This is a genomic window from Pseudomonas sp. Pseusp11 (genome assembly GCF_047304405.1).
GTDB lineage: Bacteria > Pseudomonadota > Gammaproteobacteria > Pseudomonadales > Pseudomonadaceae > Aquipseudomonas.
In genome coordinates this window covers 57,523-83,747 of the sequence record NZ_JBGLZF010000025.1, presented here as the reverse complement: position 1 = coordinate 83,747, position 26,225 = coordinate 57,523, and the positions used below count along the sequence as shown (strand labels likewise).

Genomic DNA, 26,225 nt, shown 5'->3' with positions numbered 1-26,225 from the left:
TTGGCCCATGCAGCACCGATAGGATTGCGGAGAAAGTAGATGAGCGCGCTCTATATGATTGTCGGCACCCTGGTAGCGCTGGGCGTGCTGGTCACCTTCCACGAATTCGGCCATTTCTGGGTCGCACGTCGCTGTGGGGTCAAAGTGCTGCGTTTCTCCGTGGGCTTCGGCATGCCGCTGCTGCGCTGGCACGACAGCAAAGGCACTGAATTCGTGGTTGCCGCCATCCCGCTGGGTGGCTACGTGAAAATGCTCGACGAGCGCGAGGGTGAGGTGCCGGCCGATCAGCTCGATCACGCCTTCAATCGCAAGTCCGTCCGTCAGCGCATTGCTATCGTGGCAGCCGGTCCGATTGCCAACTTTCTATTGGCGATGGTGTTTTTCTGGGCATTGGCAATGCTGGGCAGCGAGCAGGTGCGCCCGGTTATCGGCGCGGTCGAATCCGGCAGTATCGCCTCCAGGGCAGGTTTGAGCCCGGGGCAGGAAATTATTGCCATCGATGGCGAGCCAACTTCCGGCTGGGCTGCGGTGAACCTGCAACTGGTCCGCCGCCTGGGCGAGAGCGGTTCCCTTCAAGTGCTGGTCCGCGAACAGGGCTCCACCGTGGATTCGCCTCGTGAGCTGGTGCTGGACAAGTGGCTCAAGGGGGCTAACGAGCCGGATCCTATTCACTCGCTGGGTATTCGCCCCTGGCGTCCGGCATTGCCACCGGTACTGGCCGAAATTGATCCGAAAGGGCCAGCGAAGGCTGCGGGTCTGAAGGCTGGGGACCGCCTGTTGGCCCTTGATGGCAAGGCACTGGATGACTGGCAGCAAGTAGTCGACATCGTCCGTTTGCATCCGGATACCAAAATCATGCTGCGCGTTGAGCGTGACGGTGCTCAAATCGACGTCCCTGTGACGCTGGCCACGCGCGGCGAGAGCAAGGCACCCAGTGGCTATCTGGGCGCAGGGGTGAAAGCGGTCGATTGGCCACCAGAGATGATTCGCGAAGTCAGTTACGGTCCGGTGGCCGCGATTGGGGAGGGTGCCCGACGCACCTGGACCATGAGCGTACTGACCCTCGACTCGCTCAAGAAAATGTTGTTCGGCGAGCTCTCGGTAAAAAACTTGAGTGGACCGATAACCATTGCTAAAGTGGCGGGCGCTTCTGCCCAGTCGGGCGTCGCTGATTTCCTGAATTTCCTTGCTTATCTGAGTATTAGCCTGGGTGTTCTGAATTTGCTGCCCATTCCTGTACTGGATGGGGGGCATTTGTTGTTTTATCTGATCGAGTGGGCGCGTGGTCGTCCCTTGTCGGATCGGGTGCAAGGTTGGGGGATACAGATCGGTATCAGTTTGGTGGTCGGGGTGATGTTGCTTGCTCTGGTCAATGATCTGGGTCGACTGTAACGCTTCGCTGAATTGCGAATCTGCCGCATTTTGCGGCAGTTTTTATTGCCAGTTGGAATAAGAAAGGACTTCATGAAACGTCTGCTGCTAACTGCGGTTCTCACCGTATTGATGATCGCCGAAGTTCACGCCGAGTCCTTCACTATCTCTGATATTCGCGTCAATGGCCTCCAGCGGGTCTCCGCGGGTAGTGTCTTTGGTGCCTTGCCGTTGAACGTCGGCGAGCAGGCGGATGATCGTCGCCTGGTGGAATCCACTCGTGCGCTGTTCAAAACCGGGTTCTTTCAAGATATCCAGCTGGGCCGTGAAGGCAACGTCCTGGTCATCACTGTAGTCGAGCGTCCGTCGGTCGCCAGTATCGAGATCGAAGGCAACAAGGCGATCTCCACTGAAGACCTGATGAAGGGCCTCAAACAGTCCGGTCTGGCCGAAGGCGAGATCTTCCAGCGCGCGACCCTCGAAGGTGTGCGTAACGAACTGCAGCGTCAATACGTCGCTCAGGGCCGCTACTCGGCTACCGTCGACACCGAAGTGGTGCCGCAGCCGCGTAACCGCGTAGCCCTGAAGGTCAACATCAACGAAGGCACCGTAGCGGCGATCCAGCACATCAACGTGGTGGGCAACACGGTCTTTCCTGACGAAGACCTGATCGACCTGTTCGAACTCAAGACCAGCAACTGGCTGTCGTTCTTCAAGAACGATGACAAGTACGCCCGTGAAAAGCTCTCCGGTGACCTGGAGCGTCTGCGCTCCTATTACCTGGACCGTGGCTATATCAATATGGATATCGCTTCGACCCAGGTGTCCATCACCCCGGACAAGAAACACGTCTATATCACCGTCAACGTCAACGAAGGCGAGAAGTACACCGTTCGTGACGTGAAGCTCAGCGGCGACCTGAAAGTGCCTGAAGACCAGGTCAAGTCCCTGCTGCTGGTGCAGAAAGGCCAGGTGTTCTCGCGCAAGCTGATGACCACCACCTCCGAACTGATCACCCGCCGCCTGGGTAACGAGGGTTACACCTTCGCTAACGTCAACGGCGTGCCTCAGCCTCACGATGAAGACCACACGGTCGATATCACGTTCGCTGTCGATCCGGGCAAGCGTGCTTACGTGAACCGCATCAACTTCCGTGGCAACACCAAGTCCGAAGACGAAGTGCTGCGCCGTGAAATGCGTCAGATGGAAGGCGGCTGGGCTTCGACCTACCTGATCGACCAATCCAAGACCCGTCTGGAACGTCTGGGCTTCTTCAAGGAAGTCAACGTCGAAACGCCGGCCGTGCCGGGTGTCGACGATCAGGTTGACGTGAACTACAGCGTTGAAGAGCAAGCTTCCGGTTCGATTACCGCCAGCGTCGGTTTCGCCCAGAGCGCCGGTCTGATCCTTGGTGGTTCGATCACTCAGAACAACTTCCTGGGTACCGGTAACAAGGTCAGCATCGGCTTGACTCGCAGTCAGTACCAAAGCCGTTATAACTTTGGTTATGTCGACCCCTACTGGACTGCTGACGGTGTGAGCCTGGGTTACAACGCTTTCTATCGTACGACCGACTACAAAGACCTCGATGTCAACGTAGCCAGCTACGCCGTAGACAGCCTGGGCGCAGGTGTCAACGTTGGTTACCCGATCAGCGAGACTTCGCGTCTGACGTTTGGTTTGTCTGCACAACAAGACAAGATCAAGACGGGTCTTTACACCGTCGACGAAATCTTCGACTTCGTTAACAAGGAAGGTGATCAGTACCTCAACTTCAAGGCATCGGCCGGTTGGTCTGAATCCACCTTGAACAAAGGGGTACTGGCGACCCGTGGTCACTCCCAGAGCTTGACCGCGGAAGCCACGACTCCGGGCAGCGACTTGTCGTTCTTCAAGCTCGATTATCGCGGTCAATTGTTCCAGCCGTTGTCTGAAAACTACACCATGCGCCTCCACACCGAGCTGGGCTATGGCGATGGTTATGGTTCGACCGACGGCTTGCCGTTCTATGAAAACTATTACGCAGGTGGTTTCAACTCGGTTCGTGGCTTCAAGGACAGCACCCTGGGGCCTCGTAGTACGCCGAGCCGGGGCGTGAACCCGGGCACCGCAACCGACCCGGACCAGGATCCACTGCCGTTTGGTGGTAACGTCCTGATTCAGGGTGGTGTAGAAGTTCTATTCCCTATGCCGTTCGTGAAAGATCAGCGTTCCTTGCGCACTTCGGTATTCTGGGACGTGGGTAATGTGTTCGATTCGACTTGCAAGCAGAGCACCAACGCCGATGGTTCCAAGTCCAATACTCAGTGTAACGACGTCAGCCTGAGCAATATGGCCAGTTCGGTGGGTGTCGGTGTGACATGGGTTACCGCCCTTGGTCCGTTGAGCTTCGCCTTGGCGATGCCGGTCAAAAAACCGGACAGCAATGCAGAGACTCAAGTGTTCCAATTCTCCCTCGGCCAGACGTTCTAAGCGTCTGACCCAAGATAATGACAATGGATTTTGTAGGAGTGCATCGTGCGTAAGTTGACTCAATTGGTTCTCCTGGCGACCGTGCTGGTTGCAGGTCCGGCTTTTGCCGACATGAAAATCGCCGTTCTGAACTATCAGATGGCACTGCTGGAATCCGATGCGGCGAAGAAATACGCCGTGGATGCCGAGAAAAAATTCGGCCCGCAACTGACCAAGCTCAAGAGCCTGGAAAGCAGCGCCAAGGGTATCCAGGACCGTCTGATGGCCGGTGGCGACAAGATGCAGCAAGGCGAGCGTGAACGTCTGGAGCTCGAGTTCAAGCAAAAGGCCCGTGATTTCCAGTTCCAGTCCAAGGAGCTGAACGAAGCCAAAGCCGTTGCCGACCGTGAAATGCTGAAGCAGCTCAAGCCGAAACTGGACAGCGCTGTGGAAGAAGTCATCAAGAAAGGTGCTTATGACCTGGTCTTCGAGCGTGGCGCAGTGATTGATGTCAAGCCTCAGTACGACATCACTCGCCAGGTTATCGAGCGCATGAATCAGCTGAAGTAACCCATGACAGCGACTATAAAGCTCGGCCAGCTGGCCGAGTTCCTCGGCGCCACCTTACGTGGCGACCCGGCGAAAGAAATTACTGGGCTGGCCACTTTGCAAGAGGCTGGCCCAGCTCAGTTGAGCTTTCTGGCAAATCCTCAATACCGTAAATACCTGGCTGACAGTCAGGCCGCAGCTGTATTGCTGAAGGCCGCTGACGCTGAGGGTTTTGCCGGTGATGCATTGGTGGTGCCTGATCCGTATCTGGCCTACGCGCGCGTTTCCCATCTGTTCGATCCCAAGCCCAAGGCGCCGGCCGGTATTCATCCGACAGCGGTAGTGGCAGTGGATGCGGTGGTCGATCCGGCGGCGAGCATCGGTGCCTTTGCGGTCATCGAAAGTGCAGCGCGTATTGGCGCCGGTGTGACCGTTGGTGCGCATTGCTTCATCGGTGCACGCTGCGAAATTGGCGAGGGCGGCTGGTTAGCCCCGCGCGTCACGCTGTATCACGACGTGCGCATCGGCAAACGGGTGGTGATTCAATCCGGTGCCGTGCTCGGTGGTGAAGGCTTCGGTTTTGCCAACGAGAAAGGTGTCTGGCAAAAAATTGCCCAGATCGGTGGCGTCTCGATTGGAGACGACGTGGAAATAGGCGTAAATACCGCTATCGATCGTGGCGCGCTGGCCGATACCGTCATTGGTAATGGTGTGAAGCTCGACAACCAGATTCAGATTGCCCACAACGTCCAGGTTGGTGACCACACGGCCATGGCCGCGTGCGTGGGAATTTCCGGCAGCACCAAAATCGGCAAGCATTGCATGCTCGCCGGTGGCGTAGGGCTGGTGGGGCATATCGACATTTGTGACAACGTTTTCCTGACCGGGATGACCATGGTGACCCACTCGATTACCGAGCCGGGCTCCTATTCTTCCGGTACGGCGATGCAACCGGCAGCCGAATGGCGCAAAAGCGCGGCACGTATCCGTCAGCTCGATGACATCGCGCGACGTCTGCGACAGCTGGAAAAGCGTGTAGGGGACGTGACCCCTGACGGTAATGCTTCATCAGATGGCTGATACCATTTCCATATCAAGTGTGCACAGCCGCTAGACTGCCTCCCTTGATTTGCTAGAGGAGTGCGCGTCAATCGCGCGCTCCCAATCTTTACATAGGCTTCCCCCCGAAATGATGGACATCAACGAGATTCGCGAATACCTGCCTCACCGTTACCCGTTCCTGCTGGTGGACCGGGTCGTGGATCTGGATGTGGAAGGCAAGCGCATTCGCGCCTACAAGAATGTCAGCATCAACGAACCGTTCTTCAATGGTCACTTCCCTGCGCATCCAATCATGCCGGGCGTACTGATCATCGAAGCGATGGCTCAGGCTGCCGGGATCCTTGGTTTCAAAATGCTCGACGTGAAACCGGCCGATGGCACGCTTTACTACTTCGTCGGCTCTGACAAGCTGCGCTTCCGTCAGCCTGTGCTGCCGGGCGATCAATTGATTCTTGAAGCCAAGTTCATCAGCTGCAAGCGTCAGATCTGGAAGTTCGAATGCCAGGCTTCGGTCGATGGCAAGCCAGTCTGCTCCGCTGAAATCATCTGTGCGGAACGCAAACTATGAGTTTGATTGACCCTCGCGCAATCATCGATCCGACGGCCATCCTGGCCGACGACGTCGAAGTCGGCCCTTGGTCGATTGTCGGCGCAGGTGTGGAAATCGGCGAGGGGACAGTGATCGGGCCGCATGTGATTCTCAAGGGGCCGACCCGAATCGGTAAGCACAACCGCATCTACCAGTTTTCTTCGGTGGGTGAGGACACGCCCGATCTGAAATACAAGGGCGAGGAAACCCGTCTGGTCATCGGTGACCACAACGTCATCCGTGAAGGCGTGACGATTCACCGCGGGACCATCCAAGACCGTTCGGAAACGACCCTGGGCGATCACAACCTGATCATGGCCTATGCCCACATCGGTCACGACAGCGTTATCGGCAATCATTGCATCCTGGTCAACAACACCGCGTTGGCGGGCCATGTGCACGTTGAAGACTGGGCGATCCTGTCCGGCTTCACCCTGGTTCACCAGTATTGCCACATTGGCGCCCACAGCTTTTCCGGCATGGGCACTGCCATTGGCAAAGACGTTCCAGCGTACGTCACGGTATTCGGCAACCCCGCCGAAGCTCGCAGCATGAACTTCGAAGGCATGCGCCGTCGCGGTTTCAGCGAAGATGCGATCCACGCGCTGCGTCGTGCCTACAAGGTGGTTTACCGCCAGGGCCTGACGGTCGAGCAAGCGCTCGCCGAACTGGCCGAACCCTCGCTGCAGTTCCCGGAAGTCGCGGTGTTCCGTGATTCCATCCAGTCTTCGACCCGCGGCATCACCCGCTAATCATGGCCAATCTGCGTATTGCGCTGGTGGCGGGTGAGGCTTCCGGTGACATTCTGGGTGCGGGTCTCATGCGTGCGCTCAAGGCACAGCATCCGGCGGTCGAGTTCATTGGTGTCGGCGGTCCGCTGATGCAGGCCGAAGGCCTGACCTCGTATTTCCCGATGGAACGCCTTTCTGTCATGGGGCTGGTGGAAGTGCTGGGCCGTTTGCGCGAGCTGTTGGCCCGTCGCAAGAAACTGGTTGCGGACCTGATCGCCGAGAAGCCGGACGTGTTCATCGGTATCGATGCCCCGGACTTCAACCTCAATATCGAACTCAAGCTGCGTCAGGCCGGGATCAAGACCGTGCATTACGTCAGCCCGTCGGTCTGGGCCTGGCGACAGAAGCGGGTGCTGAAGATTCGCGAAGGTTGCGACCTGATGCTGACGCTGTTCCCGTTCGAAGCTAAATTTTATGAAGAGAAGGGCGTGCCGGTACGGTTTGTCGGGCATTCCCTGGCCGATGCGATCCCGCTTGAGGCCGATCGTGCCGCCGCGCGGGCTGAGCTCGGTTTGCCGGACGGGCCGTTGGTTGCCCTGATGCCGGGCAGTCGTGGCGGTGAAGTCGGGCGCCTCGGTGCGTTGTTCCTCGACACTGCTCAGCGCCTGCGGGCCATGCGTCCGGGCGTGCGATTCGTCATGCCGTGCGCCAGTCCGGAGCGTCGGGCCCAGTTGGAAGAGCTGCTGGCTGGTCGCGATCTGCCGCTGACTTTGCTCGACGGCAAATCCCATCTGGCGCTGGCGGCGTGCGACGCGGTGTTGATCGCTTCGGGCACCGCCACCCTGGAAGCATTGCTATACAAGCGGCCGATGGTGGTCGCTTATCGCCTGGCACCGCTGACGTTCTGGATTCTCAAGCGGATGGTGAAGAGTCCCTACGTCTCGTTGCCGAATTTGCTGGCCCAGCGCCTGCTGGTGCCAGAGCTGTTGCAGGACGATGCGACAGTCGAAGCCCTGGCCCAGACTCTGTCGCCGCTGATCGAAGGTGGCGAGGAGCAGACCCGAGGCTTTGACGAAATCCACCGAACCCTGCGACTGGACGCCTCCAATCAGGCAGCGGACGCGGTACTGAACCTGATTGGCAGAGCATAATGAGCAAAGCAAGCAAGCAGCTGGGCCTGGATTTTATGCTGGTCGATGAAGTTGAAGATCTGGTGGCAGGTGTCGATGAAGTCGGTCGCGGCCCGCTGTGCGGTGCCGTGGTGACGGCAGCGGTGATCCTCGACCCGAGCCGGCCGATCCTTGGCCTCAACGATTCGAAGAAGCTCACCGAAGCCCGCCGCGAAAAGCTCTACGACGAGATTTGCGAAAAAGCCCTGAGCTGGTGCATCGCTCGCGCCGAAGTCGAAGAAATCGACGAGTTGAACATTCTTCATGCCACCATGCTGGCCATGCAGCGTGCGGTCGAGGGCCTGCACATTCAGCCGAAACTGGCGATGATCGACGGTAACCGTTGCCCGAAACTCTCGATGCGCGCCGAAGCGGTGGTGCAAGGCGACAGCAAGGTGCCGGCCATCGCTGCGGCGTCGATTCTGGCCAAGGTCAGCCGTGATCGTGAAATGGCGGCGTTCGAGCTGATTTACCCGGGTTACGGCATCGGTGGCCACAAAGGCTACCCGACGCCCGTTCATCTGGAAGCGCTGACGCGTCTGGGGCCGACACCAATTCACCGCCGCTCGTTCGCCCCGGTACGCCTGGCGTATGAAGCGCGGGAAAACCTGATCGAGGGTTAGTCGCAGGCTGATGTTTTACTCAAGGCCCGGTACAATCCGGGCCTTGTTGTCTTCACGTTTCTAGTTTCTAGACAGGATCACTATGCCGGCTTCATTCGTTCATCTACGCCTGCACACTGAATATTCCCTGGTCGACGGTCTGGTGCGGATCAAACCGCTGGTCAAGACCCTGGTCGGTATGAACATGCCTGCCGTGGCGGTCACTGACCAGAACAACATGTGTTCCCTGGTCAAATTCTATAAAGCCGCCATGGGTGCCGGGATCAAGCCGATCTGTGGCGCCGACCTGTGGCTGTCGAACAAGGATCCGGACAACCCCTTGAGCCGGATCAGCCTGCTGGCGATGAACGCCACGGGTTATCGCAACCTTACCGAACTGATCTCCCGCGGTTTCATCGACGGCCAGCGCAATGGTTCGATCATCATCGAGCGCGAGTGGGTGGCCGAAGCCAGCGAAGGCTTGATCATGCTGTCGGCGGCGAAAGAGGGTGAAATCGGTCTGGCGATGCTCGGCGGCAACCCGGACGAAGCCGAAACCCTGGCTCGCGAGTGGATGGCGGTGTTCCCGGATCGTTTCTACCTGGAAATCCAGCGCACCAATCGCCCCAACGACGAAGAGCAACTGCACGGCGCCGTGGCCCTGGCCGAGAAACTCGGCGCGCCGCTGGTGGCGACCAACGACGTGCGCTTCATCAAGCAGGAAGACTTCGAAGCCCACGAAACCCGCGTTTGCATCGGTGAGGGCCGTGCCCTCGACGATCCGCGGCGTTCGAAGAATTACAGCGATCAGCAATATCTCAAAAGTGCCGAGGAAATGGCCGAGCTGTTCAGCGACCTGCCCGAGGCGCTGGAGAACACGGTCGAGATCGCCAAGCGCTGCAACATCGAAGTGAAACTGGGCAAGCACTTCCTGCCCAACTTCCCGATTCCCGATGGCATGACCATCGACGAGTATTTCCGCAAGGTTTCCTTCGACGGTCTGGAAGAGCGCCTCACGGTTCTGCTGCCCAAGGACACCACCGAAGACTACGAAGCCAAGCGTCAGGTCTATGTCGACCGGCTGAATTTCGAGCTGGATATCATCATCCAGATGGGCTTCCCCGGTTACTTCCTGATCGTGATGGACTTTATCCAGTGGGCCAAGAACAACGGCGTACCGGTGGGGCCGGGCCGGGGGTCGGGTGCCGGGTCGCTGGTGGCCTATGTGCAGAAGATCACCGACCTCGACCCGCTGGAATACGACCTGCTGTTCGAACGTTTCCTTAACCCGGAACGGGTTTCCATGCCCGACTTCGACGTCGACTTCTGCATGGACGGTCGCGACCGCGTGATCGATTACGTGGCCGAGAAATACGGCCGCAACGCGGTAAGCCAGATCATCACCTTCGGTTCCATGGCGGCCAAGGCGGTGGTCCGTGACGTGGCGCGGGTGCAGGGTAAGTCCTACGGCCTGGCGGATCGTCTGTCGAAGATGATTCCGTTCGAAGTCGGCATGACCCTGGAAAAAGCCTACGAACAGGAAGAAATCCTGCGCGACTTCATCAAGGTCGATGAAGAAGCCGCGGAAATCTGGGAAATGGCGCGCAAGCTCGAAGGCGTTGTGCGTAACGTCGGCAAGCACGCCGGTGGTGTGGTCATCGCGCCGACCAAGCTGACCGACTTCTCGCCGATCTATTGCGACGAAGCGGGCGACGGTCTGGTAACCCAGTTCGACAAGGACGACGTCGAGGCTGCCGGCCTGGTGAAGTTCGACTTCCTGGGGCTTCGGACCCTGACGATCATCGACTGGGCGCTGAAAACCATCAACCGTGACCGCGCCAAGGTCAACGAACCGCCGCTGGACATCGCGTTCATCCCGCTGGATGACAAACCGACTTACACGCTGCTGCAAAAAGCCGAAACCACTGCGGTGTTCCAGCTCGAGTCGCGCGGCATGAAAGAGCTGATCAAAAAGCTCAAGCCCGACTGCCTGGAAGACTTGATCGCACTGGTGGCCCTGTTCCGTCCGGGGCCGCTGCAATCGGGCATGGTGGACGACTTCATCAACCGTAAACACGGTCGCGCCGAACTCGCGTACCCGCACTCGGACTACCAGTACGACGGCCTCAAGCCGGTATTGGCACCGACTTACGGCATCATCCTGTATCAGGAACAGGTGATGCAGATTGCCCAGGTCATGGCCGGTTACACCCTTGGCGGCGCGGACATGCTGCGTCGAGCCATGGGTAAGAAAAAACCCGAAGAAATGGCCAAGCAGCGCGGCGGTTTCATTGAAGGTTGCGCCACCAACAATATCGACGCCGACCTTGCCGGTAACATTTTCGACCTGGTAGAAAAGTTCGCCGGTTACGGCTTCAACAAATCCCACTCCGCTGCCTACGGCCTGGTGTCGTACCAGACCGCGTGGCTGAAAGCCCACTACCCGGCGCCGTTCATGGCCGCGGTACTATCGGCGGATATGCACAACACCGACAAGGTCGTGACCTTGATCGAAGAAGTGCGGACCATGAAGCTGCGCCTCGACGCACCAGACGTGAACACCTCGGAGTTCAAGTTCACGGTGAACGACGAAGGCCGCATCATTTACGGTCTGGGCGCGATCAAGGGCGTGGGCGAAGGCCCGGTCGAAGCGATTACCGAGGCGCGGCAAGACGGGCCGTTCAAGGATCTGTTCGATTTTTGCGCCCGTGTCGACCTCAAGCGCATCAATAAACGCACCCTCGACGGCTTGATTCGCAGTGGTGCCCTGGACCGCCTTGGCCCGTATTTCCACGATGAGCAGAAAGCCTATCAGGCCAACATCGACCGCAACCGGGCGGTGTTGTTGACGGCGATGGAAGAGGCGATCAAGGCGGCCGAACAGACCGCTCGTACCCACGACAGTGGGCATGCCGATCTGTTTGGCGGTCTGTTCGTTGAAGAAGACGCCGACGTCTACGCCAATCACCGCAAGGCCAAGGAACTGACCCTCAAGGAACGCCTGAAAGGCGAGAAAGACACCTTGGGCCTGTACCTCACCGGCCACCCGATCGACGAATACGAAGGCGAGATCCGTCGCTTCGCCCGTCAGCGCATCATCGACCTGAAGCCGGCTCGTGATACGCAAACGGTCGCAGGCATGATCATCGCCTTGCGAGTGATGAAGAACAAAAAGGGCGACAAGATGGGCTTCATCACCCTCGACGACCGCTCCGGTCGGATCGAAGCCTCGTTGTTCGCCGATGCGTTCCATTCCGCGCAGTCGCTGCTGCAGACCGATGCGATGGTGGTGGTCGAAGGCGAAGTCAGCAACGACGACTTCTCCGGTGGCCTGCGGTTGCGGGTCAAGCGGGTGATGAGCATGGAAGATGCGCGCACCAACCTGGCCGAAAGCCTGCGCCTGAAGTTGCATGCAAAGGACCTCAAGGGCGATCAGCTACGCTGGTTGGGCGAGTTGTTGAAGCGTCATCGCGGTGCGTGCCCGATCACCATGGACTACACCAGCCCCGATGCGAAGGCCTTGTTGCAGTTTGGCGAGACCTGGCGGATCGACCCGGCGGATGCCTTGATTCAAGCCCTGCGTGACCAGTTCGGGCGAGACAACGTCTTCCTCCAATACCGTTGACGGTCAGGCGCCATTCCTTACCATGGGAACGCGCCTGATCCCGACCCGAATTTTTAATCTCGACCTGAACGCGCCTGTCCCTTAAGGTAGGGCGCGAATAGACAACCGGCCGGCCCAAGCTTTCTTGGACGCGACCCTAGACGGACGCCTATGAACCCGAATTTTCTAGATTTCGAACAGCCGATCGCCGACCTGCAAGCCAAGATCGAAGAGTTGCGCTTGGTCGGTAATGACAATTCGCTGAATATCGGCGATGAGATCTCCCGCCTACAGGACAAGAGCAGCACGCTGACCGAAGACATCTTCGGCAAGCTGACCAGCTGGCAGATCGCGCGTCTGGCGCGTCACCCGAAACGTCCGTACACCCTGGACTACATCGAACACATCTTCACCGAGTTCGATGAGTTGCACGGCGACCGTCACTTCTCCGACGACGCTGCCATCGTTGGCGGTGTTGCTCGCCTGGACGACCAGCCGGTGATGGTTATCGGTCACCAGAAAGGTCGCGAAGTGCGTGAGAAGGTTCGCCGCAACTTCGGCATGCCGCGCCCTGAAGGCTACCGCAAGGCGTGCCGCCTGATGGAAATGGCCGAGCGTTTCAAAATGCCGATCCTGACCTTTATCGATACCCCGGGCGCTTACCCTGGCATCGACGCCGAAGAGCGCAACCAGAGCGAAGCGATTGCCTGGAACCTGCGCGTCATGGCTCGCCTGAAAACCCCAATCATCGCCACTGTGATCGGTGAGGGTGGTTCCGGTGGTGCGCTGGCAATCGGCGTCTGCGATCAGCTGAACATGCTGCAATATTCGACCTACGCGGTGATTTCGCCGGAAGGTTGCGCTTCGATTCTGTGGAAAACTTCCGAGAAAGCCCCGGATGCCGCTGAAGCGATGGGCATCACTGCCGAGCGTCTGAAGGGCCTGGGCATTGTCGATAAAGTGATCGGCGAGCCGTTGGGCGGCGCTCATCGTGATCCGGCCGCTGCCGCTGCCTCGATCCGCGCCGAGCTGAGCTCGCAACTGGCGATGTTGAAGAAGTTCGACAGCGACGCGCTGCTGGCCCGTCGTTACGAGCGTCTGATGAGCTACGGTCTCTGATCTGATCGCGCTATAGCCTTGTGGGAAGAGCCGGGCGACGTTCGTCTGCTCGCGATTGCGGTATAACAATCAACAAATATGTTGAATGTTAAGCAGCCTTCGCGAGCAGGCTCGCTCCCACAATGGGTCTATGTGAAGCGACTGACGTCTATGAGCCCTAAGACGATTGATCTGCCAGCCAGGCTTCTCCAGGGGCTGGCTCCGTGGCGCAACGCCACGACCTGGCGCATCGCCTTCTCCGGTGGTCTCGATTCCACCGTCCTGCTGCACCTTCTCGCGTACCTCGCAAAAACCGAATCCTTGCCGGCGCTCACCGCCATACATGTCCACCACGGCCTGCAGGCTGCGGCTGATGCGTGGCCGGAGCATTGTCAGTCGGTCTGTGATGCGTTGGGTGTGCCGCTGGAGGTTGTGCGTGTTCAGGTTGAACCCGGCGCGAGCCTTGAGCGTGCGGCGCGGGATGCGCGTTACGGCGCCTTCATCGCGGCGACTCACGCCGGTGAAGTGCTGCTCACTGGCCAACACCGTGACGATCAAGCGGAAACCCTGTTGTTTCGGCTGATGCGCGGGGCAGGGGTGAGAGGTTTGTCGGGGATGCCGAGTGAGCGTCCTTTGGGGCATGGGCATCTGCTGCGACCACTGCTTGATGTCACTCGCGCCGAGCTTGAGGCCTACGCCACGGAATATCAGCTGAACTGGATCGAAGATCCGTCGAATCAGGACCGGCAGTTCTCGCGCAATTACCTGCGTCATCAGGTGTTCCCCGTGTTGACCGCGCGCTGGCCGCAAGCAGTGGCGACCATAGCTCGCAGCGCTGCGCATCTGAGTGAGGCGCAGGGGTTGCTCGACGACCTGGCGCAAATTGATCTGGCCCAGGCCGGCACCGTCAGTGATTTCGATTGGCTGGGGTTGCCGTCGCTGGAACTGGCGCCCCTGGAAAAGCTCTCTGATGCACGCCAGCGCAATGCCCTGAGTCATTGGCTCAAACCGCTGACATCTTTGCCAGACAGTGACCATTGGTCGGGTTGGGAGAGTTTGCGCGATGCGACCGGCGATGCACGTCCGATCTGGCGATTGGCGGCGGGCGAACTGCATCGCGCTGGTGGGCGTCTCTGGTGGTTGTCAGGTGGATGGTTGCGCACTCCGCCATCCCCGGTGTCCTGGGCTGACCCCGCGGTATTGCTGGCGTTGCCGGGCAATGGTGCGCTCACACTCACCGGTCAGATCCCCGATGGCCCGTTGCAGATTCGCTATCGTCAGGGCGGCGAAGTCATGAATTTGCCCGATCGCGGTCATCGTGACTTGAAGCGTTTGCTCAACGAAAGCGGTGTGCCGGGCTTCGCCCGTGGCAGATTGCCGCTGGTCTACAAGGGCCCGCAATTGCTGGCGGTGGCGAACCTGCGGGGGCTGAATGGCAGTGAGTGCAGTGGCTGGTATTTGCATTGGCAGCCGCCGATCGAAGATCAAGGTTTGAGCTGAAAGGGGCTTTCCGGTAGACTACGCTCCCTTCTTGATACAACTTCTGTGGATTCGCCTGAATCGCAGGAGTTGCCGATTACCAAGCAGTCTTTGCTGGGCGATTCCAAAAAATGTGTAGCGAGCAACCTACCGGTGTTTCATCTTCCGGTCTGTCCCAACGCGGCGGTTTTTTTGAAAGGTGCACTGTGATTAATGCAGGTGATCGGGGGCTTCGGCCTTCCTTCGCTTTCCCCGGCGGCTCGGACCGCTTTAACGCAGACTTCTAGGGTTTTTCATGACGCGCTACATATTCGTCACGGGCGGTGTTGTTTCTTCATTGGGGAAAGGCATTGCCTCGGCTTCATTGGCGGCCATCCTGGAGGCGCGGGGACTTAAGGTCACCATGCTGAAGCTGGACCCGTACATCAACGTTGACCCGGGCACCATGAGCCCGTTCCAGCACGGTGAAGTGTTCGTCACCCACGACGGCGCCGAGACCGACCTGGACTTGGGCCACTACGAGCGGTTCATCCGCACGACCATGACCCAGAACAACAACTTCACCACTGGCCGTGTCTACGAACACGTCCTGCGCAAAGAGCGCCGTGGTGATTACCTGGGCGCAACCATTCAGGTGATCCCGCACATCACCGACGAAATCAAGCGCCGGATCATCAAGGGCGCCGGCGATGCCGACGTGGCCATGGTCGAGATTGGTGGCACCGTGGGTGACATCGAGTCGCAACCGTTCCTTGAAGCGATCCGTCAATTGCGTTTCGAAGTCGGCGCCAAGCGCGCGATGCTGATGCACCTGACACTGGTGCCGTACATCGCCACTGCCGGCGAAACCAAAACCAAGCCAACCCAGCACTCGGTCAAGGAACTGCGCTCCATCGGCCTGCAGCCTGACGTGCTGGTGTGCCGCTCCGATCACCCGATCGACATTTCTTCGCGTCGCAAGATCGCGCAGTTCACCAACGTTGAAGAGCGTGCGGTGATTGCGCTGGAAGACGCCGACACCATCTACAAGATCCCGGGCATTCTGCACTCCCAGGGCCTGGATGATTTCGTCGTCGAGCGTTTCGGCCTGCAATGCGACAGCGCCGATCTGTCCGAGTGGGAAGCGGTGGTTGATGCCAAGCTGAACCCGGAGCACGAAGTCACCATCGCCATGGTCGGCAAGTACATGGAACTGCTGGACGCCTACAAGTCGCTGATCGAAGCGATGAGTCACGCCGGCATCAGCAACCGCACCAAGGTCAACCTGCGCTACATCGATTCCGAAGACATCGAAAACCAGGGCACTGCTCTGCTGGAAGGCGTCGACGCGATTCTGGTACCGGGCGGCTTCGGTCTGCGTGGTGTTGAAGGCAAGATCACTGCCGTTCAATACGCTCGCGAAAACAAGGTTCCTTACCTGGGTATCTGCCTGGGCATGCAAGTGGCCGTTATCGAGTTCGCTCGTAACGTCATGGGCTGGAAAGATGCCAACTCCACTGAGTTCGATCGCACCAGCGGTCACCCGGTGGTCGGTCTGATCACCGAGTGGGAAGATGCCACCGGCGCCGTCGAAACCCGTACCGAATCGTCCGATCTGGGCGGCACCATGCGCCTTGGCGCTCAGGACTGCCTGCTTGAGCCAGGTTCCCTGGTGCACGATTGCTACGCCAAGGATGTGATCGTCGAGCGTCACCGTCATCGCTACGAAGTGAACAACAACCTGCTGCCGCAAATCATTGAGGCCGGCCTGAAAATCTCCGGTCGTTCCGGTGATGGCGCGCTGGTTGAAGTGGTTGAAGCACCGGATCACCCATGGTTCGTCGCTTGCCAGTTCCACCCAGAGTTCACCTCGACGCCACGCGACGGTCACCCGTTGTTCAGCGGTTTCGTTAAAGCCGCTTTGGCTCAACACCAGAAGAAGGCGTAATCCTGATGGCGCAGAAGATCATCCGCGTAGGCGATATCGAGATTGCCAACGACAAGCCAATGGTGCTGTTCGGTGGCATGAACGTGCTGGAAAGCCGTGACATGGCGATGCAGGTCTGCGAAGAGTACGTAAAGGTCACCGAAAAACTCGGTATCCCTTACGTGTTCAAGGCCAGTTTCGACAAGGCGAACCGTTCTTCTGTGACCTCTTACCGTGGCCCTGGCCTGGAAGAGGGCATGCGGATTTTCCAGGACATCAAGCAAGCCTTTGGCGTACCGATCATCACCGACGTCCACGAGCCTGATCAGGCCGCGGTCGTCGCTGAAGTCTGCGACATCATCCAGTTGCCGGCCTTCCTGTCGCGCCAGACCGACCTCGTGGTCGCGATGGCCAAGACCGGCGCGGTGATCAACATCAAGAAAGCCCAGTTTCTCGCGCCTCAGGAAATGAAACACATCCTGAACAAGTGCGTGGAAGCCGGTAACGATCAGTTGATCCTCTGCGAACGTGGTTCGAGCTTCGGCTACAACAATCTCGTGGTCGACATGCTCGGCTTCGGCATCATGAAGCAGTTCGAATACCCGGTGTTCTTCGACGTGACCCACGCGCTGCAAATGCCCGGCGGTCGCTCCGATTCCGCCGGTGGCCGTCGTGCTCAGGTCACTGACCTCGCCAAGGCCGGCATGAGCCAATCGCTGGCCGGGTTGTTCCTCGAAGCGCACCCGGACCCGGACAATGCCAAATGCGACGGCCCTTGCGCCTTGCGTCTGGACAAACTGGAGCCTTTCCTGGCCCAGCTCAAAGCATTGGACGAACTGGTGAAGAGTTTTCCGACGGTAGAAACCGCGTAAACCTCATTTCTCCGGTAAAGTACCGCACGGTATAAATGCTCAAGCCCTCGGGCTTGAGCCTTATCGTCCGCAAGCCTGCCCGTTGTCTGTCGCTTGCCGACGATAAAAGATTTCCTTCAGCTGCGTCGTTTTCGTCAACTTTGGAGTGTTTACAACAATGGCAAAAATCGTCGACATCAAAGGTCGTGAAGTTCTCGACTCCCGTGGCAATCCCACTGTGGAAGCAGACGTGCTTCTCGATAACGGCATCATCGGCAGCGCTTGCGCGCCATCCGGTGCTTCCACTGGCTCGCGTGAAGCGCTCGAGCTGCGTGATGGCGACAAGAGCCGTTACCTGGGTAAAGGCGTGCTCAAGGCCGTAGCCAACATCAACGGTCCGATCCGCGACCTGTTGCTGGGCAAAGACCCAAGCGACCAGAAAGCGCTGGATCACGCGATGATCAAGCTTGATGGCACCGAAAACAAAGCGACCCTGGGCGCCAACGCGATCCTCGCCGTTTCCCTGGCCGCAGCCAAGGCAGCAGCACAGGACCAGGACCTGCCGCTGTACGCTCACATTGCCAACCTGAACGGCACTCCGGGTGTCTACTCGATGCCGGTTCCGATGATGAACATCATCAACGGTGGCGAGCACGCCGATAACAACGTCGACATCCAGGAATTCATGGTGCAGCCGGTTGGCGCCAAGTCTTTCTCGGAAGGTCTGCGCATGGGCACCGAGATTTTCCATCACCTCAAAGCCGTTCTGAAGGCCCGTGGCCTGAGCACTGCCGTCGGTGACGAAGGTGGTTTCGCGCCGAACCTGGCTTCCAACGAAGACGCTTTGAAAGTGATCTCCGAAGCCGTGGCCAACGCCGGTTACAAGCTGGGCACCGACGTGACCCTGGCCCTGGACTGCGCGGCCAGCGAATTCTACGAAGATGGCAAGTACAACCTGTCCGGCGAAGGCCAGGTGTTCACTGCTGAAGGTTTCGCCGACTACCTGAAAGGTCTGACCGAGCGTTACCCGATCATCTCCATCGAAGACGGTCTGGACGAGTCCGACTGGGCTGGCTGGAAAATCCTCACCGACAAGATCGGCGAGAAGACTCAGCTGGTAGGCGACGACCTGTTCGTGACCAACACCAAGATCCTGAAAGAAGGCATCGACAAAAAGATCGCCAACTCGATCCTGATCAAGTTCAACCAGATCGGCACCCTGACCGAAACCCTGGAAGCCATCCAGATGGCCAAGGCCGCTGGTTACACCGCCGTGATCTCGCACCGCTCCGGCGAAACCGAAGATTCGACCATTGCCGACCTGGCCGTGGGCACCTCGGCTGGCCAGATCAAGACCGGTTCGCTGTGCCGTTCCGACCGCGTTTCCAAGTACAACCAACTGCTGCGTATCGAAGAGCAGTTGAATGGCAAAGCCAAGTACAACGGCCGTAGCGAATTCCGCGGCTGAGTGGTAAACGATAAAAAGACACCGGATTGTGTCGGAAAAATCGCGACAGCGACGGATTTGCCACTAATCTGATGCCTTAAGAGCACAAGCCTGGTTCTTCCAGGCTTCGTGCTATCAGAAGCTTCAAAGTTTGGCATGGCTGTCTTTTTTCACTGGATACCTGATATTCGATGCGCAGTCCCAATTGGTTGTTCCTCGTCTTGCTCTTGCTGCTGGCCGGCCTGCAGTACCGCCTGTGGGTGGGTAATGGCAGTCTGGCGCAAGTGGCCGAGCTGAAGCAGCAGATTGCGGATCAACACGCCGAGAACGAGGCGTTGCTGGAGCGCAACCGAGTGATGGACGCCGAAGTCAGTGAGTTGAAAAAGGGCATGGAGACCGTTGAAGAACGGGCTCGCCATGAGTTGGGCATGGTCAAGGATGGTGAAACCCTTTACCAGTTGGCCCAATGATTGAGTCGTTACCGGCCTTCTGGGCCGTGATTCCTGCCGCGGGCGTCGGTGCCCGTATGGCCGCGGACCGTCCCAAGCAATACTTGCAGCTGGGCGGGCGCACTATTCTCGAACACAGCCTTGGCTGTTTCCTCGACCATCCTGCCCTGAAGGGGTTGGTGGTCAGTCTTGCCATCGACGATCCTTACTGGCCGAACCTGGCCTGTGCTGCCGATTCGCGTATTCAGCGGGTTGAAGGCGGCGCCGAGCGTTCCGGATCAGTGCTCAACGCCTTGCTGCATCTGCATGCCCAGGGCGCTGACGATGAGGATTGGGTGTTGGTTCACGATGCCGCGCGACCGAATCTGGCGCGCGATGATCTCGATAAATTGCTCAGTGAACTGGCTGACGATCCGGTGGGCGGCCTATTGGCGGTGCCTGCGCGCGACACCCTCAAACGGGTCGACAAGCACGGGCGTGTGTTGGAAACAGTGGATCGCAGTGTGATCTGGCAGGCTTATACACCACAGATGTTCCGCCTTGGAGCATTGCATCGGGCGTTGGCGGATAGCCTGGTGGCGGATGCGGTCATCACCGATGAAGCCTCGGCGATGGAGTGGGCAGGTATGGCACCCCGTTTGATCGAAGGTCGATCCGATAACATCAAAGTCACTCGCCCCGAAGACCTTGAGTGGTTGCGCCAGCGCTGGGCTAACCGCCGTTAAAAGATCGCAGCCTATGCAGGAACTGCCGCAGGCTGCGAACTTTTGCTCTTAAACCCGATACTCCGGCCGTTCGGCCAACCCTTCCTTCAAATAATCCACTAACTTGCGCACTTTTGGCGACAAATGCCGCTGCTGCGGATAAAGCGCCCAAACCGCTGTGTTCGGCGGTTGGTGGGCTTCCAGCAGCGAGATCAATTCGCCGTTTTTCAGGTGCTCCAGCACGTAGTAGTCCGGTAACTGACACAACCCAACCCCTTGTAGCGCGGCATCCAGCACCGCCTGCCCACTGTTGCAGCGCCAGTTTCCCTGTACTCGCTGGGAAAATTCCCGGCCGTTCTGTTCCAGTTGCCAGATATCCGAGCTGCCGATAAGGCAGTTATGACGACTCAGCTCCGACAAACTGTGTGGGCGACCATACCGTTCCAGGTAGGACGGCGAGGCGCACAGATACATGCGCCGTGGTGCCAAACGGGTCGCGACCAATCTTGAATCCTGCAGGCGGCCGAGGCGGATGGCCAGGTCCAGCCCTTCATGCACCAGATCGAGCGGGCGGTTGCTCAGTTCGATGTCGACACGCAGTTGCGGATACATGCCCATGAAGCGAGTCACCAGCGGCACGATGAATCGTTCGCCGTAGGCCACGGCGCAAGTCATGCGCAGCATGCCCTTGGGTTCGCTGGTCAGGTCGCCGACAGCGCGCAACGCTTCTTCGCGGCCGTCCTGCAAACGTTGGCAATGTTGCAGAAAGGTTTGCCCGGCTTCGGTCAGCGTGACCCGGCGGGTGCTGCGATAGAGCAAGCGGGTTTGCAGGCGCTCTTCCAGTCGTACGATTTGGCGACTGATGTGGGAGGACGACACTCCAAGGCGTTCAGCAGCGGCGGTGAATTGGCTGCACTCGGCCACGGCGACGAACTCATCGATGCCTTCCCAGCGGTTTTCGGACATCAGGATTATCCCTGCATGGCAATAATGTTTTGCTTTTGTCCTGATTATTCATCGTATGCCGCTGTATTACACTCATTGTCTCGTTTTTATTCACTGGAGAGTCAGCATGATCAAGTCGCGCGCCGCCGTTGCCTTCGAGGCCAAGAAGCCCCTCGAGATCGTTGAAGTCGATGTCGCCATGCCCAAGGCGGGCGAAGTCCTGCTGCGCGTCGTCGCTTCCGGTGTCTGCCATACCGATGCCTACACCCTCTCGGGCGCGGACCCGGAAGGTATCTTCCCGTCGATCCTGGGCCACGAAGGTGGCGCGGTGGTCGAAGCGATCGGCGAGGGCGTGACCTCGGTTGCTGTGGGTGATCATGTGATCCCGCTGTACACCCCGGAATGTGGCAAGTGCAAATTCTGTCTGTCGGGCAAAACCAACCTCTGCCAGGCGATTCGTGCAACCCAGGGTAAAGGCCTGATGCCGGACGGCACTTCGCGCTTTTCCTACAAGGGCGAAACGATTTTCCACTACATGGGCACCTCGACGTTTTCCGAGTACACCGTGCTGCCGGAAATCTCTGTCGCCAAAATTCCTAAAGAAGCACCGCTGGAAAAAGTCTGCCTGTTGGGCTGTGGCGTCACCACCGGCATCGGTGCAGTGATCAACACTGCCAAGGTCAAACCGGGTGACACCGTCGCCATCTTCGGTCTGGGCGGCATCGGACTGTCTGCCGTGATCGGCGCGGTCAAAGCCAAGGCTGGCCGGATCATCGCCATCGACATCAACCCGGCCAAGTTCGAAATCGCCAGGCAATTGGGCGCTACCGACTGCGTGAACCCGAAAGACTTCGATCGTCCGATTCAGGAAGTGATCGTCGACATGACCGATGGCGGCGTCGACTTCTCGTTCGAATGCATCGGTAACGTGCAGTTGATGCGTGCCGCACTTGAGTGCTGCCACAAAGGTTGGGGCGAGTCGGTCATCATCGGTGTGGCCGGCGCAGGCCAGGAAATCTCCACCCGTCCATTCCAGTTGGTCACCGGTCGTGTCTGGCGCGGTTCGGCGTTCGGTGGCGTGCGTGGCCGTACCGAGTTGCCAAGCTATGTCGAAATGGCCCAGACCGGCGAGATCCCGCTGGATACCTTCATCACCCACACTATGGGCCTGGAAGATATCAACAAGGCGTTTGACCTGATGCATGAAGGCAAAAGCATCCGTAGCGTCATCCATTTCTGAGGTCGGTCATGAGCCTGGAAAATATCTCCTGCCAGAAAAGCTTCGGCGGCTGGCACAAGCGCTACCGGCACCGCTCCGACGTGCTCGGCTGCGACATGGTGTTTGCCGTGTACCTGCCGCCGCAAGCGGAGCAGGGCGGCAAGCTGCCGGTGCTGTACTGGTTGTCCGGCCTGACCTGCACCGACGAGAACTTCATGCAGAAGGCCGGTGCCATGCGCATGGCCGCCGAGCTGGGGCTGATTATCGTCGCACCGGACACCAGCCCACGCGGTCCCGAAGTACCGGGCGATCCGGATGGTGCCTGGGACTTCGGTCTCGGTGCCGGGTTTTATCTGAATGCCACGCAGGAACCGTGGTCGCGGCACTATCGGATGCATGACTATGTCGTGCAGGAATTGCCGACATTGGTCGAGGCGCATTTCCCGGCTTCGGAAAAGCGTGGCATCAGCGGCCACTCCATGGGTGGCCACGGTGCGCTGGTCTGCGCCTTGCGTAATCCGGGGCGTTACCAGTCGGTGTCGGCGTTCTCGCCGATCAACAATCCGATCGATTGCCCATGGGGGCAGAAAGCCTTTTCCCGCTACTTGGGTGAAGACCGGTCGAAATGGCGCGAGTGGGATGCCTGTGCATTGATCGCCGAGGCCGGCGAGAAGCTGCCGCTGCTGGTGGATCAGGGTGATCGCGACGATTTCCTCGCCACCCAGCTCAAGCCTGAAGCCCTGCAACAAGCGACCAAACTGGCCGATCATCCGCTGACGTTGCGTTTGCAACCGGGCTACGACCACAGCTATTTCTTCATCGCCAGTTTTATCGACGACCACTTGCTGCATCACGGACGCGCTCTAGGCCTCTAATGCAGGTAGAATCACGCCCTGACAAAAATCGGGGCGTTTTTTTATGCGTATTGGCCACGGCTATGATGTGCACCGTTTCGGTGAAGGCGATTTCATCACGCTGGGCGGTGTGCGGATTGCACACAGCTTCGGGCTGCTTGCCCATTCCGACGGTGATGTCCTGCTGCACGCCTTGAGCGATGCGTTGCTCGGCGCTGCCGCGCTGGGTGATATCGGCAAGCATTTTCCGGACACCGACCCGCAATTCAAGGGCGCCGACAGCCGTGCGCTGTTGCGTCATGTCGTCGCACTGATCCACGCCAAGGGCTGGAAAGTCGGCAACGTCGATAACACCATCGTCGCCCAGGCCCCGAAAATGGCCCCGCATATCGAATCGATGCGCGCGCTGATTGCCGCGGATCTTCAAGTTGAGTTGGATCAAGTGAACGTGAAAGCTACCACCACCGAGAAGCTTGGCTTTGTCGGTCGCGAAGAAGGTATTGCCGTGCACTCCGTTGCCTTGTTGCTGCGCGCATGAACGAGGCGCAATTGCTCGGCCCGCGGGCCTATGGTGACGCTCTCGGCAGCGCGGTGCTGAAAGCCACGGCGGAAGATTTCCAGGTCGATGAAGTCCTCGATATTCCCCTTAGCGGCGACGGCGAACACCTATGGATCTGGGTGGAAAAGCGCGGTCTGAATACCGAAGAAGCGGCACGGCGGATTGCCAAGGCTGCGGGCGTGCCATTGCGTACCGTCAGCTACGCGGGCCTCAAGGACCGTCAGGCGTTGACTCGCCAGTGGTTTAGCGTGCAACTGCCCGGCAAGGCTGATCCAGATCTGTCGGCAGCGGAAAACGACACGCTGAAGATTCTCAAGACCGGTCGGCACAGACGCAAGCTGCAACGCGGTGCCCATTCGGCCAACGGCTTCACGTTGCGCCTGACTCAATTCGCTGGCGACAAGGCAGCGATCGAGGAGCGTCTGCAACTGATCGCCAGGCAAGGTATTCCCAATTATTTCGGCGCCCAGCGTTTCGGGCATGACGGCGGCAACGTCGTCGACGCCCGTGCCTGGGCGGTGCGCAAGGCCCTGCCGGAGCAACGCAATGTGCGTTCGCGCCTGCTCTCAACCGCGCGCAGTTTTCTGTTTAATCAGGTGCTGGCGGCGCGTGTCGCCGATGGTACCTGGCAGCGTGCTCAGGTCGGCGATCTGCTGGCGTTCACCGATAGCCGCAGTTTTTTCCCGGCAGGTGAGGCCGAATGCAGCGACCCGCGCCTGGCGATTCTCGACCTGCACCCGACCGGACCGCAGTGGGGCGAAGGTGACTCGCCGGCGTCGGGGGCTGTCCATGAACTGGAGCAGGCAATCGCTGCGCGCGAAGCGGACCTGCGCGATTGGTTGATTAACGCCGGAATGAGCCACGAACGTCGCATCCTGCGGCTGCCCATTGGCGGGTTGACGTGGCATTATCCCGAGCCTGACATTCTGCAACTGGAATTCGTCCTCCCGGCCGGATGCTTCGCCACCGTATTGGTGCGTGAACTCGTCGATCTGGTGCCGGTGGGGCAGACGGACAGCCCATGCGTATTCTGATTTCTAACGACGATGGGGTAACCGCACCCGGTCTCGCCGCGCTTTATGCTGCGCTGGCGGATTACACCGAATGCGTGGTTATCGCCCCGGACCAGGACAAAAGCGGCGCCAGCAGCTCGCTGACGCTCGACCGTCCGTTGCACCCGTATACCTTGGCCAATGGCTTTATCAGCCTCAATGGCACACCCACCGATTGCGTGCACCTGGGCCTTAACGGCTTGCTGGAGTTTGAGCCGGACATGGTGGTTTCCGGTATTAACCTGGGTGCGAACCTGGGGGACGACGTGCTGTATTCCGGTACTGTGGCGGCCGCCCTTGAGGGCCGTTTCCTGGAACGTCCTTCGTTTGCCTTTTCGTTTGTCTCACGGCAAGTGGAGAACCTTCCCACGGCGGCCTATTTTGCGCGCAAACTGGTAGAGGCCCACGCGGACCTCGATCTGCCACCGCGCACGGTACTGAACGTGAACATTCCCAACTTGCCGCTGGAGCATATCCGCGGTATCCAGCTGACCCGCCTGGGCCATCGCGCCCGCGCTGCTGCGCCGATAAAAGTGGTCGATCCGCGTGGTAAATCCGGTTACTGGATCGCTGCAGCGGGGGACGCCGAGGATGGCGGCCCGGGCACCGATTTCCATGCGGTGATGCAAGGCTATGTTTCAATCACGCCACTGCAACTGGATCGCACCTTTAATGATGCCTTCAGTAGTCTCGATGGCTGGCTGGAGGGGCTGCGCTAATGGCTCGTGAACAAGACGATATTCTGCACCGCGGCATCGGGATGACCTCCCAGCGGACCCGTGAGCGTCTGATTCAGCGCCTCTATGAAGAAGGGGTGTCCAACGCCAAGGTGCTGGAAGTCATCCGCCGCACACCGCGTCACCTGTTCGTCGATGAGGCGTTGGCCCACCGCGCTTATGAAGATACGGCGCTACCGATTGGCCATAACCAGACCATCTCCCAGCCTTATATGGTGGCGCGCATGAGCGAGCTGCTGCTGGAAGCCGGCCCGTTGGACAAGGTGCTGGAAATCGGTACCGGTTCGGGTTACCAGACGGCGGTGCTGTCGCAACTGGTCGAGCGGGTTTTTTCCGTCGAGCGCATCAAGGTTCTGCAAGATCGAGCCAAGGAGCGCCTGGTGGAGCTGAACCTGCGCAATGTGGTATTTCGCTGGGGCGATGGCTGGGAGGGCTGGCCGGCGCTGGCGCCTTACAACGGCATCATTGTTACCGCCGTGGCCACCGACGTGCCTCAGGCGCTGCTCGATCAATTGGCACCGGGCGGGCGACTGGTGATTCCGGTCGGCTCTGGTGAAGTTCAACAATTGATGCTGATCATCCGTGAAGAGCAGGGCTTTTCCAGGCGTGTTCTGGGGGCAGTGCGCTTTGTGCCACTACTCAACGGGCCGCTGGCCTGAGCATTTGTTTCAGCGCGCTGAATTCTCTTCGATTGCCCGGGTCTTACAGCGGCATCGATGGGTTAAACAGAATTAATCGTCAGGCAGCAAACGTGTGCGTGAAGCGAATCCGCTTCATTAAAGGTAAAGCCTGTTCGG

General features: G+C 59.0%; 23 protein-coding genes. 22 read left to right on the top strand and 1 reads right to left on the bottom strand.

The window, feature by feature from the left end:
• Nucleotides 1-39: 39 nt before the first annotated feature.
• The 16 genes from rseP (at nucleotide 40) to ispD (ending at nucleotide 20,083) form a co-directional block, all read left to right on the top strand.
• On the top strand, nucleotides 40-1,392 hold the full coding sequence (gene rseP / locus ACCC96_RS20360) for a sigma E protease regulator RseP (RefSeq protein WP_413388175.1): 1,353 nt from the start codon (nucleotides 40-42) through the stop codon (nucleotides 1,390-1,392).
• 72 nt (nucleotides 1,393-1,464) lie between these two features.
• On the top strand, nucleotides 1,465-3,843 hold the full coding sequence (bamA, locus tag ACCC96_RS20355) for an outer membrane protein assembly factor BamA (RefSeq protein ID WP_018927013.1): 2,379 nt from the start codon (nucleotides 1,465-1,467) through the stop codon (nucleotides 3,841-3,843).
• A 45-nt stretch (nucleotides 3,844-3,888) separates the two neighbouring features.
• A complete protein-coding gene (locus ACCC96_RS20350; RefSeq protein ID WP_007940508.1) occupies nucleotides 3,889-4,392 on the top strand; it encodes an OmpH family outer membrane protein in 504 nt (167 codons plus the stop codon).
• 3 nt (nucleotides 4,393-4,395) lie between these two features.
• Nucleotides 4,396-5,451: a UDP-3-O-(3-hydroxymyristoyl)glucosamine N-acyltransferase gene (gene lpxD / locus ACCC96_RS20345; RefSeq protein WP_413696743.1), complete on the top strand. Its 1,056-nt coding sequence runs from the start codon at nucleotides 4,396-4,398 to the stop codon at nucleotides 5,449-5,451.
• Between the two features lie 109 nt (nucleotides 5,452-5,560).
• Entirely contained in the window at nucleotides 5,561-6,001 is a 441-nt protein-coding gene (fabZ, locus tag ACCC96_RS20340; RefSeq protein WP_007940511.1) for a 3-hydroxyacyl-ACP dehydratase FabZ, read from the top strand.
• A complete protein-coding gene (lpxA, locus tag ACCC96_RS20335; RefSeq protein WP_007940512.1) occupies nucleotides 5,998-6,774 on the top strand; it encodes an acyl-ACP--UDP-N-acetylglucosamine O-acyltransferase in 777 nt (258 codons plus the stop codon). Before fabZ ends, lpxA begins: the two co-directional genes overlap by 4 nt.
• Before the next feature lie 2 nt (nucleotides 6,775-6,776).
• Nucleotides 6,777-7,904: a lipid-A-disaccharide synthase gene (lpxB, locus tag ACCC96_RS20330; RefSeq protein ID WP_019581019.1), complete on the top strand. Its 1,128-nt coding sequence runs from the start codon at nucleotides 6,777-6,779 to the stop codon at nucleotides 7,902-7,904.
• On the top strand, nucleotides 7,904-8,545 hold the full coding sequence (gene rnhB / locus ACCC96_RS20325) for a ribonuclease HII (RefSeq protein ID WP_018927009.1): 642 nt from the start codon (nucleotides 7,904-7,906) through the stop codon (nucleotides 8,543-8,545). Before lpxB ends, rnhB begins: the two co-directional genes overlap by 1 nt.
• Nucleotides 8,546-8,627: 82 nt before the next feature.
• Complete coding sequence (gene dnaE, locus ACCC96_RS20320) at nucleotides 8,628-12,149, top strand: DNA polymerase III subunit alpha (RefSeq protein WP_413696742.1); 3,522 nt, start codon at nucleotides 8,628-8,630, stop codon at nucleotides 12,147-12,149.
• 150 nt (nucleotides 12,150-12,299) lie between these two features.
• On the top strand, nucleotides 12,300-13,247 hold the full coding sequence (locus ACCC96_RS20315) for an acetyl-CoA carboxylase carboxyltransferase subunit alpha (protein WP_413696741.1): 948 nt from the start codon (nucleotides 12,300-12,302) through the stop codon (nucleotides 13,245-13,247).
• Between the two features lie 150 nt (nucleotides 13,248-13,397).
• The gene (gene tilS, locus ACCC96_RS20310) at nucleotides 13,398-14,726 is read left to right on the top strand and encodes a tRNA lysidine(34) synthetase TilS (RefSeq protein WP_413696740.1); all 1,329 of its coding nucleotides are present in this window, start codon (nucleotides 13,398-13,400) and stop codon (nucleotides 14,724-14,726) included.
• Between the two features lie 274 nt (nucleotides 14,727-15,000).
• Nucleotides 15,001-16,632 carry a CTP synthase gene (locus tag ACCC96_RS20305; RefSeq protein WP_258671050.1) on the top strand — a complete coding sequence of 544 codons (1,632 nt, stop codon included), beginning with the start codon at nucleotides 15,001-15,003 and terminating at the stop codon, nucleotides 16,630-16,632.
• Between the two features lie 5 nt (nucleotides 16,633-16,637).
• Complete coding sequence (gene kdsA, locus ACCC96_RS20300; protein WP_015093773.1) at nucleotides 16,638-17,483, top strand: 3-deoxy-8-phosphooctulonate synthase; 846 nt, start codon at nucleotides 16,638-16,640, stop codon at nucleotides 17,481-17,483.
• A gap of 157 nt (nucleotides 17,484-17,640) precedes the next feature.
• Entirely contained in the window at nucleotides 17,641-18,930 is a 1,290-nt protein-coding gene (gene eno / locus ACCC96_RS20295; protein ID WP_007940523.1) for a phosphopyruvate hydratase, read from the top strand.
• Nucleotides 18,931-19,100: 170 nt separating this feature from the next.
• Nucleotides 19,101-19,379: a cell division protein FtsB gene (gene ftsB, locus ACCC96_RS20290; protein WP_007907178.1), complete on the top strand. Its 279-nt coding sequence runs from the start codon at nucleotides 19,101-19,103 to the stop codon at nucleotides 19,377-19,379.
• Nucleotides 19,376-20,083 (top strand): 2-C-methyl-D-erythritol 4-phosphate cytidylyltransferase, encoded by a 708-nt coding sequence (ispD, locus tag ACCC96_RS20285; RefSeq protein WP_258671049.1) that lies wholly within the window; start codon nucleotides 19,376-19,378, stop codon nucleotides 20,081-20,083. Before ftsB ends, ispD begins: the two co-directional genes overlap by 4 nt.
• Before the next feature lie 48 nt (nucleotides 20,084-20,131).
• Here ispD and ACCC96_RS20280 read toward each other — a convergent pair whose 3' ends face one another.
• The gene (locus ACCC96_RS20280; protein ID WP_019647811.1) at nucleotides 20,132-21,028 is read right to left on the bottom strand and encodes a LysR substrate-binding domain-containing protein; all 897 of its coding nucleotides are present in this window, start codon (nucleotides 21,026-21,028) and stop codon (nucleotides 20,132-20,134) included.
• 106 nt (nucleotides 21,029-21,134) lie between these two features.
• On the opposite strand from ACCC96_RS20280, the gene ACCC96_RS20275 reads away from it, so the two are divergent.
• Genes ACCC96_RS20275 through ACCC96_RS20250 form a run of 6 tightly spaced genes read left to right on the top strand, consistent with a single transcriptional unit; the run spans nucleotide 21,135 to nucleotide 26,087 of the window.
• On the top strand, nucleotides 21,135-22,247 hold the full coding sequence (locus ACCC96_RS20275; RefSeq protein ID WP_018927002.1) for an S-(hydroxymethyl)glutathione dehydrogenase/class III alcohol dehydrogenase: 1,113 nt from the start codon (nucleotides 21,135-21,137) through the stop codon (nucleotides 22,245-22,247).
• Nucleotides 22,248-22,255: 8 nt separating this feature from the next.
• Complete coding sequence (gene fghA / locus ACCC96_RS20270; RefSeq protein ID WP_258671048.1) at nucleotides 22,256-23,101, top strand: S-formylglutathione hydrolase; 846 nt, start codon at nucleotides 22,256-22,258, stop codon at nucleotides 23,099-23,101.
• Between the two features lie 43 nt (nucleotides 23,102-23,144).
• Complete coding sequence (ispF, locus tag ACCC96_RS20265) at nucleotides 23,145-23,618, top strand: 2-C-methyl-D-erythritol 2,4-cyclodiphosphate synthase (RefSeq protein WP_018927000.1); 474 nt, start codon at nucleotides 23,145-23,147, stop codon at nucleotides 23,616-23,618.
• Nucleotides 23,615-24,673: a tRNA pseudouridine(13) synthase TruD gene (truD, locus tag ACCC96_RS20260; protein ID WP_258671047.1), complete on the top strand. Its 1,059-nt coding sequence runs from the start codon at nucleotides 23,615-23,617 to the stop codon at nucleotides 24,671-24,673. Before ispF ends, truD begins: the two co-directional genes overlap by 4 nt.
• Entirely contained in the window at nucleotides 24,661-25,410 is a 750-nt protein-coding gene (gene surE / locus ACCC96_RS20255) for a 5'/3'-nucleotidase SurE (RefSeq protein ID WP_258671046.1), read from the top strand. The genes truD and surE overlap by 13 nt, the downstream gene beginning before the upstream one ends.
• A gap of 41 nt (nucleotides 25,411-25,451) precedes the next feature.
• Complete coding sequence (locus ACCC96_RS20250; protein WP_173861137.1) at nucleotides 25,452-26,087, top strand: protein-L-isoaspartate(D-aspartate) O-methyltransferase; 636 nt, start codon at nucleotides 25,452-25,454, stop codon at nucleotides 26,085-26,087.
• The last annotated feature ends 138 nt before the right edge of the window (nucleotides 26,088-26,225 follow it).

What these genes read in the sequence shown, in the direction of transcription:
- rseP (WP_413388175.1), top strand. Translation starts at nt 40, where the DNA reads ATGAGCGCGCTCTATATGATTGTCGGCACCCTGGTAGCGCTGGGCGTG.
- bamA (WP_018927013.1), top strand. Translation starts at nt 1,465, where the DNA reads ATGAAACGTCTGCTGCTAACTGCGGTTCTCACCGTATTGATGATCGCC.
- lpxD (WP_413696743.1), top strand. Translation starts at nt 4,396, where the DNA reads ATGACAGCGACTATAAAGCTCGGCCAGCTGGCCGAGTTCCTCGGCGCC.
- fabZ (WP_007940511.1), top strand. Translation starts at nt 5,561, where the DNA reads ATGATGGACATCAACGAGATTCGCGAATACCTGCCTCACCGTTACCCG.
- lpxA (WP_007940512.1), top strand. Translation starts at nt 5,998, where the DNA reads ATGAGTTTGATTGACCCTCGCGCAATCATCGATCCGACGGCCATCCTG.
- lpxB (WP_019581019.1), top strand. Translation starts at nt 6,777, where the DNA reads ATGGCCAATCTGCGTATTGCGCTGGTGGCGGGTGAGGCTTCCGGTGAC.
- rnhB (WP_018927009.1), top strand. Translation starts at nt 7,904, where the DNA reads ATGAGCAAAGCAAGCAAGCAGCTGGGCCTGGATTTTATGCTGGTCGAT.
- dnaE (WP_413696742.1), top strand. Translation starts at nt 8,628, where the DNA reads ATGCCGGCTTCATTCGTTCATCTACGCCTGCACACTGAATATTCCCTG.
- ACCC96_RS20315 (WP_413696741.1), top strand. Translation starts at nt 12,300, where the DNA reads ATGAACCCGAATTTTCTAGATTTCGAACAGCCGATCGCCGACCTGCAA.
- tilS (WP_413696740.1), top strand. Translation starts at nt 13,398, where the DNA reads ATGAGCCCTAAGACGATTGATCTGCCAGCCAGGCTTCTCCAGGGGCTG.
- ACCC96_RS20305 (WP_258671050.1), top strand. Translation starts at nt 15,001, where the DNA reads ATGACGCGCTACATATTCGTCACGGGCGGTGTTGTTTCTTCATTGGGG.
- kdsA (WP_015093773.1), top strand. Translation starts at nt 16,638, where the DNA reads ATGGCGCAGAAGATCATCCGCGTAGGCGATATCGAGATTGCCAACGAC.
- eno (WP_007940523.1), top strand. Translation starts at nt 17,641, where the DNA reads ATGGCAAAAATCGTCGACATCAAAGGTCGTGAAGTTCTCGACTCCCGT.
- ftsB (WP_007907178.1), top strand. Translation starts at nt 19,101, where the DNA reads ATGCGCAGTCCCAATTGGTTGTTCCTCGTCTTGCTCTTGCTGCTGGCC.
- ispD (WP_258671049.1), top strand. Translation starts at nt 19,376, where the DNA reads ATGATTGAGTCGTTACCGGCCTTCTGGGCCGTGATTCCTGCCGCGGGC.
- ACCC96_RS20280 (WP_019647811.1), bottom strand. Translation starts at nt 21,028, where the DNA reads ATGTCCGAAAACCGCTGGGAAGGCATCGATGAGTTCGTCGCCGTGGCC.
- ACCC96_RS20275 (WP_018927002.1), top strand. Translation starts at nt 21,135, where the DNA reads ATGATCAAGTCGCGCGCCGCCGTTGCCTTCGAGGCCAAGAAGCCCCTC.
- fghA (WP_258671048.1), top strand. Translation starts at nt 22,256, where the DNA reads ATGAGCCTGGAAAATATCTCCTGCCAGAAAAGCTTCGGCGGCTGGCAC.
- ispF (WP_018927000.1), top strand. Translation starts at nt 23,145, where the DNA reads ATGCGTATTGGCCACGGCTATGATGTGCACCGTTTCGGTGAAGGCGAT.
- truD (WP_258671047.1), top strand. Translation starts at nt 23,615, where the DNA reads ATGAACGAGGCGCAATTGCTCGGCCCGCGGGCCTATGGTGACGCTCTC.
- surE (WP_258671046.1), top strand. Translation starts at nt 24,661, where the DNA reads ATGCGTATTCTGATTTCTAACGACGATGGGGTAACCGCACCCGGTCTC.
- ACCC96_RS20250 (WP_173861137.1), top strand. Translation starts at nt 25,452, where the DNA reads ATGACCTCCCAGCGGACCCGTGAGCGTCTGATTCAGCGCCTCTATGAA.